This is a genomic window from Aeromonas sp. DNRA1 (genome assembly GCF_963888745.1).
GTDB classification, from domain to species: Bacteria; Pseudomonadota; Gammaproteobacteria; order Enterobacterales; family Aeromonadaceae; genus Aeromonas; species Aeromonas hydrophila.
On record NZ_CAWPKQ010000005.1, the window covers coordinates 68,593 to 81,766 of the forward strand.

A 13,174-nucleotide genomic window follows, 5' to 3' on the forward strand; every position below is an offset into this window, starting at 1 on the left:
AGTTTGAGCGCTTGCCGATTGGGGTGGGCATTGGTAAAGTTAGCCGGTTTTCTGCACCTCCAAATTCTTAGGATTTCCCGTAGCCATGTTCAAAAAGCTCAGAGGCGTCTTTTCCAACGATCTGTCGATCGACTTGGGAACTGCCAACACCCTGATCTATGTAAAAGATCAAGGGATCGTCCTTAACGAACCCTCAGTTGTCGCCATTCGCCAAGAGCGCGGGAACGCCAAATCGGTCGCTGCCGTCGGCCATGCCGCCAAGCAGATGCTGGGTCGTACCCCTGGTAACATCTCCGCCATTCGCCCGATGAAAGACGGCGTGATCGCCGATTTCTACGTGACCGAGAAGATGCTGCAGCACTTCATCAAGCAGGTTCACGACAACAACTATTTCCGCCCCAGCCCGCGTGTGCTGGTGTGTGTACCGTGTGGCTCCACTCAGGTTGAGCGTCGCGCCATCAAGGAATCCGCTCTGGGTGCCGGTGCCCGCGAGGTCTACCTGATCGACGAGCCTATGGCTGCCGCCATCGGTGCCGGCCTGCCGGTCTCCGAAGCGACCGGTTCCATGGTGGTTGATATCGGTGGTGGTACTACCGAAGTGGCCATCATCTCCCTGAACGGTGTGGTTTACTCCCAGTCCGTCCGTATCGGCGGCGACAAGTTCGATGAAGCCATCATCAGCTACGTGCGTCGCAACTACGGCAGCCTGATCGGTGAAGCTACTGCCGAGCGCATCAAGCACGAGATCGGCTCCGCTTACCCGGGCGAAGAGGTGCGCGAGATCGAAGTGCGTGGTCGCAACCTGGCTGAAGGTGTGCCGCGCAGCTTCACCCTCAACTCCAACGAGATCCTGGAAGCGCTGCAAGAGCCGCTGTCCGGTATCGTCTCCGCCGTGATGGTGGCGCTGGAGCAATCTCCGCCCGAGCTGGCCTCCGACATCTCCGAGCGCGGCATGGTGCTGACCGGTGGTGGTGCCCTGCTGAAAGATATCGACCGTCTGCTGATGGAAGAGACCGGCATCCCGGTGGTGGTTGCCGAAGATCCGCTGACTTGCGTGGCCCGTGGTGGCGGCAAGGCACTGGAGCTGATCGATATGCACGGTGGCGATCTGTTCCACTACGAATAAGACCCAAAGCCGGCCAGCGTGCCGGCTCTTTTTTGACGACCCATGAAACCCATTTTTGGTAGAGGCCCTTCGCTTCAGTTACGGTTGTTTCTCGCCGTCATCATCTCCATTGCTGCCATCGTAGCGGACTCCCGCTTCGGTGTGTTCAGCCACGTCCGCGTCTACCTCAGTTCGCTCGTCAGTCCGCTGCAATACATGGCCAATGCGCCGGGTATCATGCTCGATACCATGTCGACCCAGGTGCAGACCCGGGCCGGCCTCATCGAGCAGACCAAGCAGCAGGAACAACAGCTGTTCACCCTGCGCTCGCGTCTGCTCAAGATGGATCATCTGGAGCACGAGAACCAGCGCCTGCGCGAGCTGCTGGGGTCGCCGGTGCACAAGGAGTCCCGCAAGATGGTGGCCGAGCTGCTGTCGGTGGATTCCGACCCCTTCAGCCATCAGGTGCTGATCAACAAGGGGGCGCTGGACGGTGTCTACAACGGCCAGCCGGTGATCAACGATCAGGGGGTGATCGGTCAGGTGCTGCACGTGGGTTCCACCACCAGCCGCGTCCTGCTGATCACCGACTCCAGCCACGGCATCCCGGTGCGGGTGCTGCGCAACGACTTGCGCGCCATTGCCTCCGGCAGCGGCGAGCTCGACAAGCTGGAGCTGCGCAACCTGCCGCGCAATACCGACGTGCAGGTCGGCGATCTGCTGGTTACCTCGGGCCTGGGCGGCCGCTTCCCGGAAGGTTATCCGGTGGCGACCGTGACCCGCTCCGACTACGTGGAGGGCAAGCCCTTCGCCCAGGTCGAGGCCAAGCCGTTGGTGGCGCTGGACCGCTTGCGCTATCTGCTGCTGCTGTGGACCGACAAGAAACCGGAAGTGCATGACGATGAAGAGGCGCCGACCCCTGCGGCAGCCCCGGCTGCGGCGCCTTCGGCTGCGGGAGCGACGCGCTGATGTTGCAACCCGCCAGCGGCAGGATCTGGATCTGGATCTCGATCCTGCTGGCCCTTAGTCTGTCGATCCTGCCGCTTCCTTTCCAACTTGAACCCTTCCGGCCGGACTGGCTCGCCATGGTGCTCATCTACTGGGCGCTAGCGTTGCCACACCGGACCAACGTCGGCACCGCCTGGGTGGCGGGCCTGCTGCTGGATGTGCTGCTCGGCAGCACCCTCGGCGTGCGGGCCATGGCGATGGCCATCACCACCTATCTGGCGGCGTTCCAGTTCCAGAAGATCCGCAACTTCTCCCTCTGGCAACAGGCGCTGATCATCGGCTGCCTCTCGCTGGTGGGCAAGGTGACCATCTTCTGGGCCGAGCACCTGTTCAGCCGCGCCAGCCTCAATTTCGCCTACTTTTGGTCGACCCTGAGCACGATGCTAATATGGCCCTGGGTTTTCCTGGTCTTGCGCAAGGTGCGCCGGCGCTTCAATATCAAGTGAATATGAGTAAAAACAACGTATTGTAACCGTACCCTGGCTCGCGAAATGATTATGAACAAGCACAACGAACTGCAACTCTATCTCGCCTCGGGCTCACCCCGCCGTCATGAACTGCTGACCCAGCTGGGCTATCGCTTCGAGGTGCTCAAGCTGGATGTGCCGGAACAACGGGAAGAGGGCGAGAAGCCCCAGGACTATGTCTGCCGGCTGGCCCGTGACAAGGCCATGGCAGGTGTGGCCGCTGCCCCCACGGCACTGCCGGTGCTGGGCGCCGACACCATAGTGGTGCTGGGGGAGCGGGTGCTGGAGAAACCGTCCGACCTGCTCGACGCCAAGGACATGCTGGAGGCGCTCTCCGGCAAGGTGCATCAGGTGATGACGGCGGTGGCGCTGGCCACCCCGGAGCGCTGCGACGTGCGACTGGTCACTACCAACGTGGCGTTTCGCAAGCTGGACGAGGCCGAAATCGAGGCTTACTGGCGCACGGGTGAGCCCTGTGACAAGGCCGGTGCCTATGCGATTCAAGGCATTGCCGGCAAGTTCGTCAGCCGCATCGAGGGGAGCTACAGCGCCGTGGTCGGCCTGCCCCTGCTGGAAACCGACCTGCTGATCAAGCATCATCTGGAACAGTCCCGGTAATCCAACCGCTGCCTTGTTGCGCAGGGCCGGTTCCGCGAACCGCTCGCAGCAAGGCGATCAGAATTTGAAGCCATCACAGGCAAGGCATAGGTCGGTGACATGCACCGGCTGTTTCTTACTGCGTTACTCACCGGGCACGTGCCGGTTTGGCTGCCAGAATTTAAAACTAGAAAGGCAAGGTAACTTATGTCGGTAGAACTGCTGGTAAACGTCACCCCCTCCGAAACCCGGGTTGCCCTGGTCGAGAACGGTCTGCTGCAGGAAGTGCACGTGGAGCGTCAGGCCAAGCGCGGCATCGTGGGCAACATCTACAAAGGCAAGATCAGCCGGGTGCTGCCCGGCATGCAGGCGGCTTTCGTCGATATCGGCATGGACAAGGCGGCCTTCCTGCACGCCTCCGACATAGTGCCGCACACCGAGTGCGTGGCGGTGAAGGAGAAGGAGCAGTTCCAGGCCGGCAACATCGCCGAGCTGGTGCGCCAGGGGCAGGACATCATGGTGCAGGTGGTGAAAGACCCGCTGGGCACCAAGGGCGCCCGCCTCACCACCGACATCACCCTGCCGTCCCGCTATCTGGTGTTCATGCCTGGCAGTGCCCACGTCGGCGTCTCCCAGCGCATCGAATCCGAGGCGGAGCGCGAGCGCCTCAAGCGCACCGTGGCCGGCTATGTGGACGAGCTGGGTGGCTACATCATCCGCACCGCCGCCGAAGGGGTGGGTGAGCAGGAGCTGGAGCAGGATGCCGCTTTCTTGAAGCGCCTGTGGCGCAAGATCCTGGAGCGCAAGCAAAAGTACCCGCCCTGCAAGATCCTCTACGAGGATCCCAGCCTGGCCTTTCGGGTGGTGCGCGACTTCGTCGGGGCCGAGCTCGACAAGATCCGGGTCGACTCGCGCCAGAGCTTCGATCAGCTCAAGCGCTTCACCGAGGAGTACGTGCCTGAGCTGGCCAACAAGCTGGAGTACTACTCCGGCGAGTCGCCGATCTTCGATCTCTACGACGTGGAGAACGAGATCCAGCGGGCGTTGGAGCGCAAGGTGGAGCTCAAATCCGGCGGCTATCTCATCATCGACCAGACCGAAGCCATGACCACGGTGGACATCAACACCGGGGCCTTCGTCGGCCATCGCAACCTGGAAGAGACCATCTTCAACACCAACGTCGAGGCGACGGCGGCCATCGCCCGTCACCTGCGCCTGCGCAACCTCGGCGGCATCATCATCATCGACTTCATCGACATGCAGTCCGAGGATCACCGCCGGCGGGTGCTGCACAGTCTGGAGCAGGCGCTGTCGAAGGACCGCGCCAAGACCAACGTCAACGGCTTCTCCCAGCTCGGCCTGGTGGAGATGACCCGCAAGCGCACCCGCGAGAGCCTGGAGCACGTGCTCTGCTCCGAGTGTCCCGAGTGCAAGGGGCGCGGTCGGGTCAAGACGGTGGAGTCGGTCTGCTTCGAGATCCTGCGGGAGATCATCCGGGTCAACCGGGCCTACGACGCGGATCAGTTCACCGTCTACGCCGCCCCGGCGGTGGCCGACTACCTGCGGGGCGAGGAGTCCCACAGCCTGGCCGAACTGGAAGTGTTCATCGGCAAGCAGGTCAGGGTGGTCAGCGAGCCCCTCTGCGGGCAGGAGCAATTCGACGTGGTGATGATGTAATTGGTCTATCGCTGGCTGAGTCGGGGCTGGTTGGCCCTCGGGGTCTTCTTCGTGCTGCTGGCCATCCTGGTCAGCCTGGTGCGCTTTGGCGGTCCCTTGCTCAATCAGCACCGTCAGGCGCTGCTCAATACCCTGCTGGCCGACAGCAAGCTGGAGGCCAGCGTCGATCGCATCGGGCTGGACTGGACCCAGCGCGGCCCGGCCCTCGAGCTGCAGCAACTGGTGATCGCGCCGAACTCGGGCCGCTTCGCCCTGCGTCTTGGCAAGGTGTGGGCCCACCTCGACTTCTGGCGCTCCCTCAACGAACTCAAGCCGGTATTTGGCCAGCTGATCCTGAGCGATGGCGACATAGCGCTGGATCTGGGCCAGCCCGCGGAGCCGGAAACCGGCAACGGCAGCGACCAGCAGCAGGCCCTGCTGCGCTTTCTGCTGACCCAGCTCTCCACCTTCGATATTCACGACACCCGCCTCAGCCTCACCACGGCGCTGGGGGAGGTGCGTGCCCTCGACATCGCCCAGCTGCGCTGGCAGAACCGTGGCAAGCGCCATCAGGGGGTCGGCAAGGCCTATCTCATCAACGGGGTGGGCGAGAGCACCCTAGACCTCATCGTCGACGTAGATGCCCCCCAAGTGCGGCTCGATCGGCTCAAGGGTCAGCTCTATCTGGGGGCCCGCCAGCTCGACATCAGCCCCATGCTGGCCCGTACCCATTCAGGGGAGCCCAAGGTGAGCGGCCAGCTCGACTTTCAGCTCTGGAGCGAGTTCAAGGCCGGTCAGCTGGGGGATTCGTTGCTGGCGTTCGGCGACAACTATCTGATCTGGCAGGATGAAAAACAGGGTGACCTGCACCGGCTCGGGCTGCAGGGGGGCAAGATCCAGCTGCGCCGGGACGGCAAGGAGTGGCAGTTTGCCAGCCACGACGTCACCTTCAAGCTCGACGGCAAGCCCTGGCTGCACAGCCGGTTGCAGCTCGAGCGGGTCGGCGATCGCATCCAGGGTTATGTACCGGCCATCGATCTGGACCAGATCGCCAACCTGAGCCAGCTGGTGTCGGGGATCTATCCCGAGCTGACCGAGACCCTCAAGCGCACCCGCCCGACCGGCAAGATCCAGGATCTGATCCTGCAGGCGGATGCCGGCTGGCAGGGGCTCTCCGTCAGCGGCCAGCTGTCCCACATCCGGGTCAACGCCTGGCACGACGTGCCCGGCGTGCGCGACCTCAACGGTGAGTTCTGGCTCACCCCGACCGGCGGCAGCGCCCGGCTGCAACTGGCAAACGATGCCATAGACCCGGCCCGCCACTTCAAGGAGCCGATCCCCATAGATCGCTTCTCGGCGCGGCTCGACTGGTGGCAGGTGTCGCAGGGCTGGGTGCTCTATGGCCAGGATCTGGTGCTGGACAACCCGGACTTGAGCCTCGCCAGCCGCTTTCGGCTCGATCTGTTCGAGCACCCCTTCCTCGCCCTGACTGGCCGCATCGACGTCAAGAATGCGGCCAACGCCGATCGCTACTATCCGCTGCAGGTGATGGACAAGAGCCTGGTGGATTACCTGAGCGGGGCCATCAAGGGGGGCAAGGCCAAGGGGGCTGACCTGCTCTGGTACGGCGAGTTCCGCGACTTCCCCTACCGCAAGGGCGAGGGCATCTTCCAGGTGGCGGTGCCGCTGCAGCAGGCCTCCTACGAATTCTTCCCCGGTTGGCAACCGCTCACCGACCTGCAGATCGATCTGTTGTTCCAGAACGCCAGCCTCGACATGAACAGCCGCGCTACCCAGCTCGGCAAGGCCAGCTCCGACTCGGTGCACGCCTGGATCCCGGACCTCTATCCGGGGGCCCACCTCTACGTCGATGCCAAGGTTGAGGGTGAGGGCAAGGCCATCAGCGACTACCTGCAGGACTCGCCGCTCGGCGGCTCAGTTGGTCAGGCGCTGCGGGAGGTGGAGATCCGCGGCCCCATGAAGGGCTCGGTGAAGCTGGATATTCCGCTGGATGGCGAGAGCGAGGTCAAGGCAAGCGGCGACGCTCTGTTCAGCAACAACAAGGTGCGGGTGACCAGCCTGGATCTGCCGCTGGAGCAGGTGCAGGGGCGGCTCGAGTATGACAACGAGCAGACCCGCTTCAGCAACCTCAAGGCGAGCCTGTGGAACCAGCCGCTCACCCTCGACTATCAGGGTCGCCAGCAGCCCAATCGCTATCAGGTCGATCTCAAGTTCAAGGGACTGTGGGACAGCCGCCGCCAGCGTCAGGACATCCCGGCGCTGGACATCCTCAAGGGACGCGGCAACTGGGCCGGCAGCCTGGGGCTGACCCTGCCAAGCGATCAGCCGTTCAGCTTCCAGCTGGCGCTCGACTCCAACCTGCAGGGCATGGGGCTGGATCTGCCAGCTCCGCTTGCCAAGGCGGCCGGCAGCCGGCTGCCGCTCAAGGTGACCGCCCGTGGCCGCGATGGCAGTGCCGACATCCGCGCCGTGCTCGGGGCCGACGTGGATATGCAGAGCCGGCTGGTGTACGGCGACGGCGTGCCCTACCTCAGCCGGGTGCGGGTGGACGTGGGGCAGCCCGGCGCCCGGGTGCTGCGCGACCGGCCCATGCTGCTTGCCATCAACCAGCAGCAGGCCGACGTGGCCGGCTGGCTGGCCCGTCTCAAGCAGTGGCTGCCGGCCAGCACGGCGCCGAGCGGCAATGCGGTGGTGGGGCCCTCTTTCTTGCCGCAGGAGTGGTGGGTGGACGGCCGCCTGGCCCGCGCCGACATCGGCAGCGCCAACCTCAAGGCGGTGCACTTCACCGTGGGGCCGGTCAATCAGGCCACCGAGGTGATGATCGACAGCCCTGACGTGATGGGGGTGGTGCGCCTGCCGGTGTCCGAGCGTCAGCCCATCGACGCCAAATTTGCCCGCATCCACTGGTCCGGCAAGAGTTCGGATCTGAGCCCGGATCCCGATGCCAGACAGGACAGAGCCATCATGGATGCCATCCCCTGGCTCACCTTCAGCTGCGTGGATTGCCGCTTCGGCGAGTTGCCGCTGGGCGAGGTGAAGGGGGAGTTGATCCCGGGAGCCGACAAGCTGAGCCTCAAGGGGCTGGAGATGCGGCTGGCGGGCAGCCAGCTGAACGGCAGCGCCGAGTGGCTGGCCGGGGCGGACGGTATGCAGACCCGCGCCCGCGCCCACATCAGCAGCAACAACAGCGAGCTGCTGCTCAAGCGGCTCGGCTACACCTCGCCCATCGGCGATGCGCCCGGCAAGATGGCGCTGGATCTGAGCTGGCGCGATGTGCCCTACCGGCCGAACGTGCCGACCCTGACCGGCACCGCTGACTATCAGCTGGAAGGCGGCACCCTGCGCGAAGTCAACGACAAGGGGGCGCGACTGCTCTCCCTGCTCAGCCTGGATTCATTGCTGCGCAAGCTGCGCCTCGATTTTCGCGACGTGTTCGACAAGGGCTTCTACTTCGAGTCCATGTCGGCCTCCGCCAAGATCAAGCAGGGGGTGGTGGACAACCGCGACTTCTACATGAAGGGGGCGGCCGGCAACCTGCGCGGCGAGGGCATCGCCGATCTGGTGCGCTGGCGGCTCGACTACGAGCTGAGCTTCTCCCCCAACCTGGGCGGCACCCTGCCGGTGGTGGCCGCCTTCTCGCTGACCCCGATCACCGGGCTCTACGTGCTGGCGCTCTCCAAACTGCTGGAGCCGGTGGTGGACGTGGTCACCCGCATCGATTTCCGGGTTTCCGGCCCGCTCGACGATCCCAAGCTGATCGAGGCGGGACGGGATCGGGCCCGCATCAAGCTCAATCAGCAGCAGAAGGAGGCGGTCGATGCGGTGGCCCCCAACCTGCCGACGCAGGAGGTGACCCCCTTCCTGCTGACCCCCAAACACGCGGGGCCCGCCCAGCGCTGAACGAGCGGCCCGGCACCATCACAAGGAGTGAGCCATGATCCGACATATCCTGCTGATCGCCTTCAAGCCGGGCACCCAGCCCGAACAGATAGACGCGGTGCGCGCAGCCTTTCTCGCCATCCCCCATCAGGTCAGCGGCGTGCTGGCGGTGGAGTGGGGGCGGGATGACAGCCCGGAGGGGCGGGCCGAGGGCTTCACCCACAGCGTGTTGATGACCTTTGCCGACGAGGCCGCCCGCCAGCGCTATCTGCCCCACCCGGATCACGATGCCCTCAAGGCCATCTTCCGCCCAGTGTTGGAACGTATCATAGTGCTGGATTACACCCTGCAGGCCGGCGATGCGGTCAGCATCTGACGGTGGCAACAACGACAAGGAGCGTCTCATGTGGTTAGCCGCAATACAGCTGGTATCGGGCCGCAATTGGCAGGACAACCGGGAGCAGATCGCCGCCGAGCTGGCCCTGCTGCCGAGTGAGCGGCCATTGCTGGTGCTGCTGCCGGAGAATTTCGCCCTGTTTGGCGAGCGGCAGGGTTATCTGGACGGTGCCGAGACCATCGGTGAGGGCCCGATCCAGCAGCAACTGGCCGAATGGGCTCGTGACTATGGCATCTGGCTGGTGGCGGGGGCCATGCCGACCACCATCGCCGGTGCCGACCATATCCACACCAGTACCCTGGTGTTCGACCCCAGCGGCGAGCGCAAGGGCCACTACCACAAGATCCACCTGTTCGATGTGGACGTGGCGGACAATCACGGCCGCTACCGGGAGTCGGAAACCTTCAGCCCCGGCGAGGAGCCTGTGCTGGTGGACTCACCGTTTGGTCCCCTCGGCCTCTCGATCTGTTATGATCTGCGCTTTCCCGAGCTGTACCGCCGGCTGGCCCGCGCCGGCGCCCGTGTGCTGCTGGTGCCTGCCGCCTTCACCGCCGTGACAGGCGAGGCGCACTGGGAGCCGCTGCTGCGGGCCCGCGCCATCGAGAACCAGTGTTACCTGGTGGCCGCCAATCAGGGCGGCACCCACGAGACGGGGCGCCAGACCTGGGGTCACAGCATGGTGATCGACCCCTGGGGTCGGGTGCTGGCCAGCCTGGACAGCGGGCGCGGCACCGTGCTGGCGCCGCTGGACCCCGGTCTTATGGACGAACTGCAACGCACCATGCCGGTGCTGAGCCATGCCCGTCTGCTATGAAGATGTGCAGGTTCGATTCGCCCTGTGGCGGGGGAGTCGGACGCTTGCAAACCCGATGGTGGGTTGGACGTCCGCTGACGTTTCGCCAAGCGAACCCACGGTCTGGGATTTAACCGTTACGACATCTCGCATCGAGAGTGGAGAGAAAGATTGAGTCTATTGAGCCAGGTTAGTGCTTCCCTGTTGGCCCCCCACGACCTCGACGAAGGGCGACTGCAGCAGTTGCTCGGCAACCTGATGAGCCATCAGGTGGAGTTCGGCGACCTCTATTTCCAGCGCAGCTGGCACGAGTCCTGGATGCTGGAGGACGGCATCGTCAAGGATGGCAGCTACAACATCGATCAGGGTGTCGGGGTGCGCGCCGTCAGCGGCGAGAAGACCGGCTTCGCCTACTCTGACGAGCTGAGCCTGCTGGCGCTGCAGCAGTCGGTGACCGCCGCCCGTGGCATCGCGGCCGCCGGTGCGCAGGGCAAGGTGAAGGCGTGGGCTCGCACCGAAGCAAACCTGCTCTACCCGGCGCTGGATCCGCTGCAGACCCTCGACAAGCAGCAGAAGATCGCCCTGCTGGAGCAGATGGACAAGTTTGCCAGAAGTCTGGATCCCGCCATCAATCAGGTGATGGCCTCCATCAGCGGCGTCTATGAAGAGGTGCTGGTGGCCGCCACCGACGGCACCCTGGCCGCCGACGTGCGTCCGCTGGTGCGCCTGTCGGTGACCGTCATCGCCGAGAAGGGCGATCGTCGCGAACGCGGCAGTGCCGGTGGTGGTGGCCGCTTCGGCTACGACTACTTCCTCGAGCTGGACGGACTGGAGAACCGGGCGTTTGGCTATGTGCGCGAAGCTGTGCGCCAGGCGCTGGTGAACCTCGACGCCATCGACGCCCCGGCCGGCACCATGCCGGTGGTGCTCGGTGCCGGCTGGCCCGGTGTGCTGCTGCATGAGGCGGTGGGCCACGGTCTGGAAGGGGACTTCAACCGCAAGGGCTCCTCTGCCTTTGCCGGTCGCATCGGCGAGCAGGTGGCCTCCAAGCACTGCACCATCGTCGATGATGGCACTCTGCCAGGTCGGCGTGGCTCCGTCTCCATCGACGACGAGGGAACACCAGGCGGCTACAACGTGCTGATCGAGAACGGCATCCTCAAGGGTTACCTGCAGGACAAGCAGAATGCCCGTCTGATGGGCGTGCCGCTCACCGGCAATGGCCGCCGTGAATCCTACGCCGCCCTGCCGATGCCGCGCATGACCAACACCTACATGCTGGCGGGTCAGTATGATCCGGCCGAGATCATCGCCTCGGTGAAGAAGGGGATCTATGCCCCCAACTTCGGCGGCGGTCAGGTGGACATCACCTCCGGCAAGTTCGTCTTCTCCGCCTCCGAGGCCTACCTCATCGAGGATGGCAAGATCACCGCACCCATCAAGGGGGCGACCCTGATCGGCAACGGCCCCGAGGCGATGAGCCAGGTTTCCATGGTGGGCAAGGATCTCGCGCTGGATCGCGGGGTCGGGGTCTGTGGCAAGGAGGGGCAGAGCGTGCCGGTCGGTGTCGGCCAGCCCACCCTCAAGCTGGATCAGCTCACCGTGGGCGGCACCCAGTAAGGGCGCCGCAGAACAAGCAGCAGAGAGAACCCATGCTTACCCTGTCGAAAATTTCCAATATCCGCAGTCAGCTCTCCCCCAGCGAGCTCAAGATCGCCGATTACATCCTGGCTTGCCCGGAGCAGGTGACCCACTTCTCCTCCCAGGAGTTGGCGCAGCAGGCTGACGTCAGCCAGTCGAGCATAGTGAAGTTCACCCAGAAGATCGGGTTCAAGGGCTTCACTGCCTTCAAGCTGGCGGTCAGCGAGGATCTGGGGCGCAAGCACGCCATCAAGACCGACAACGTAGGGGATCTCTACAACGGCATCGGCCGCGACGACGATCTGGAGACCATGGCCAAGAAGCTGGCCCAGGAGAAGATCAACTCCATCGTGGAGACCACCCAGGCCCTCGACAATGCCACTTTGGCGCGGGTGCTGGACGTCATCAACCAGGCTGGCCGGGTCCAGCTGGTGGGGATCGGTGGCTCGGCGCTGACCGCCAAGGATCTCTGGTACAAGCTGCTCAAGATCGGGGTCACCACTCTGTTCGCCCAGGACAGCCACGTGCAGATCTCCATCGCCCAGACCTTGGGCCCGGGGGACGTGCAGCTGGTGGTCTCCTATTCCGGCGCCAGCCGGGACGTGCTGGCGGCGGCCGAGCTGGCCAAGCGCAACGGCGCCACCCTGATCGCGGTCACCTCGTTTCGCAACACCCCTCTGCGGCAGATGGCCGACATGGTGCTGGACACGGTGGCCGACGAGAACGAGCTGCGCATCTCCTCCATCTCGTCGCGTACCGCCCAGAACACCATCACCGATATCCTGTTCCTCGGCCTGGTGCAGCGCCGCGACGAGGCCTGGGCGCTGATCGACGGCACCCGGGGTGCCATCGACCGGCTCAACAAGGAGTGAAGCAGGGCTGGCTGCAATAGACGCCGAGACCTGCCGAGAAAGAAAAACCACCCGCCTGCGGGTGGTTTTTTTATGGGCCAGTGCCGGTTCAGAGGGCGAGGGCCCAGCGCAGGAAGGCCTTGCGCTGGGCCTCGTCGGCGGCGAGGTAGCGCCGTTGCAGTTCGGGGTCGACGGGCACGGCGCCCGGGGTGGCTTCGTGCAGCACGGGTGTGACGGTTGGCAGGGAGGTGGCTGCGCTGGCTGCCCCGTCGTAACGGGCCAGCAGCGCCTGATAGTCGGTCAGCAGACTGTCCTGGCTGCGCGGGAGCGCAGTGGTCAGCAAGGGGCGGGTGCCGTCAGCGGTCGCCAGTTGCAGAGCCGGGCTGGTTGCAAAGCGGCGAATGGCCTGCGGGGTGGGCAGTGGCGGGGTGACCAGCCGCAGGGTGCCGTTGGCCGGCAGGGTCAGTGTCAGCAGCAGCGGGGCGGAGCGGGCGCGCCCCTGGCTCTCGTTGGTGGAGCCGGGATCGAGCGGGCTGTCGAAGCGTACCAGCAGCCGGGTCTCACCGGCGGGCAGCGTGAGGGCGCGCTCGAAGGGGGAGGCCTTGCCCCGGGATGAAGCGAGCAGGGTGAGGTTGTCTGCCAGCTCCAGCCGGGCGGCCTGGGTTGGCAGGGCCAGCAACAGCAGCAGGGTGGTGAGCAGTGGGAGGCGGATCATGGGGGGCTCCAGCAGAAAGCAAAAGCCGGCCGACTGGCCGGCAG

The 13,174-nt window shown here is 64.7% G+C and carries 11 protein-coding genes; 10 read left to right on the forward strand and 1 reads right to left on the reverse strand.

What is annotated here, in order from left to right; all coding sequences use genetic code 11:
* Nucleotides 1-85 precede the first annotated feature (85 nt).
* The 10 genes from AACQ43_RS16270 to AACQ43_RS16315 all read left to right on the forward strand — a co-directional run bounded on the left by AACQ43_RS16270 (nucleotide 86) and on the right by AACQ43_RS16315 (nucleotide 12,436).
* Nucleotides 86-1,126, forward strand: coding sequence for a rod shape-determining protein (locus AACQ43_RS16270; protein ID WP_005308111.1), 1,041 nt, complete (start codon nucleotides 86-88; stop codon nucleotides 1,124-1,126).
* Between the two features lie 42 nt (nucleotides 1,127-1,168).
* Nucleotides 1,169-2,074 carry a rod shape-determining protein MreC gene (gene mreC, locus AACQ43_RS16275; RefSeq protein WP_011704376.1) on the forward strand — a complete coding sequence of 302 codons (906 nt, stop codon included), beginning with the start codon at nucleotides 1,169-1,171 and terminating at the stop codon, nucleotides 2,072-2,074.
* On the forward strand, nucleotides 2,074-2,559 hold the full coding sequence (mreD, locus tag AACQ43_RS16280; RefSeq protein ID WP_005308115.1) for a rod shape-determining protein MreD: 486 nt from the start codon (nucleotides 2,074-2,076) through the stop codon (nucleotides 2,557-2,559). The genes mreC and mreD overlap by 1 nt, the downstream gene beginning before the upstream one ends.
* A gap of 51 nt (nucleotides 2,560-2,610) precedes the next feature.
* A complete protein-coding gene (locus AACQ43_RS16285) occupies nucleotides 2,611-3,198 on the forward strand; it encodes a Maf family protein (protein ID WP_045790829.1) in 588 nt (195 codons plus the stop codon).
* A gap of 186 nt (nucleotides 3,199-3,384) precedes the next feature.
* Nucleotides 3,385-4,854, forward strand: a complete 1,470-nt coding sequence (gene rng / locus AACQ43_RS16290) for a ribonuclease G (RefSeq protein ID WP_011704378.1) — start codon at nucleotides 3,385-3,387, stop codon at nucleotides 4,852-4,854.
* On the forward strand, nucleotides 4,855-8,754 hold the full coding sequence (locus tag AACQ43_RS16295) for a YhdP family protein (RefSeq protein ID WP_168967892.1): 3,900 nt from the start codon (nucleotides 4,855-4,857) through the stop codon (nucleotides 8,752-8,754). It begins immediately after the preceding gene.
* A 34-nt stretch (nucleotides 8,755-8,788) separates the two neighbouring features.
* Nucleotides 8,789-9,109: a Dabb family protein gene (locus AACQ43_RS16300; RefSeq protein ID WP_019839987.1), complete on the forward strand. Its 321-nt coding sequence runs from the start codon at nucleotides 8,789-8,791 to the stop codon at nucleotides 9,107-9,109.
* A gap of 28 nt (nucleotides 9,110-9,137) precedes the next feature.
* Nucleotides 9,138-9,944, forward strand: coding sequence for a carbon-nitrogen hydrolase family protein (locus AACQ43_RS16305; protein ID WP_168967893.1), 807 nt, complete (start codon nucleotides 9,138-9,140; stop codon nucleotides 9,942-9,944).
* A 150-nt stretch (nucleotides 9,945-10,094) separates the two neighbouring features.
* Nucleotides 10,095-11,543, forward strand: coding sequence for a metalloprotease TldD (gene tldD / locus AACQ43_RS16310; RefSeq protein ID WP_168967894.1), 1,449 nt, complete (start codon nucleotides 10,095-10,097; stop codon nucleotides 11,541-11,543).
* 32 nt (nucleotides 11,544-11,575) lie between these two features.
* Entirely contained in the window at nucleotides 11,576-12,436 is an 861-nt protein-coding gene (locus AACQ43_RS16315; RefSeq protein WP_011704383.1) for an SIS domain-containing protein, read from the forward strand.
* Between the two features lie 88 nt (nucleotides 12,437-12,524).
* Here the strand turns inward: AACQ43_RS16315 and AACQ43_RS16320 are convergent, their stop codons facing one another.
* Nucleotides 12,525-13,130, reverse strand: a complete 606-nt coding sequence (locus AACQ43_RS16320) for a DUF2057 family protein (protein ID WP_168967895.1) — start codon at nucleotides 13,128-13,130, stop codon at nucleotides 12,525-12,527.
* Between the last annotated feature and the right edge of the window lie 44 nt (nucleotides 13,131-13,174).

Excerpts from the sequence above, each read along its gene's own strand:
- AACQ43_RS16320 (WP_168967895.1), bottom strand. The coding sequence starts at position 13,130 with ATGATCCGCCTCCCACTGCTCACCACCCTGCTGCTGTTGCTGGCCCTG.
- rng (WP_011704378.1), top strand. The coding sequence starts at position 3,385 with ATGTCGGTAGAACTGCTGGTAAACGTCACCCCCTCCGAAACCCGGGTT.
- AACQ43_RS16300 (WP_019839987.1), top strand. The coding sequence starts at position 8,789 with ATGATCCGACATATCCTGCTGATCGCCTTCAAGCCGGGCACCCAGCCC.
- mreD (WP_005308115.1), top strand. The coding sequence starts at position 2,074 with ATGTTGCAACCCGCCAGCGGCAGGATCTGGATCTGGATCTCGATCCTG.
- AACQ43_RS16305 (WP_168967893.1), top strand. The coding sequence starts at position 9,138 with ATGTGGTTAGCCGCAATACAGCTGGTATCGGGCCGCAATTGGCAGGAC.
- AACQ43_RS16270 (WP_005308111.1), top strand. The coding sequence starts at position 86 with ATGTTCAAAAAGCTCAGAGGCGTCTTTTCCAACGATCTGTCGATCGAC.
- mreC (WP_011704376.1), top strand. The coding sequence starts at position 1,169 with ATGAAACCCATTTTTGGTAGAGGCCCTTCGCTTCAGTTACGGTTGTTT.
- AACQ43_RS16315 (WP_011704383.1), top strand. The coding sequence starts at position 11,576 with ATGCTTACCCTGTCGAAAATTTCCAATATCCGCAGTCAGCTCTCCCCC.
- AACQ43_RS16285 (WP_045790829.1), top strand. The coding sequence starts at position 2,611 with ATGAACAAGCACAACGAACTGCAACTCTATCTCGCCTCGGGCTCACCC.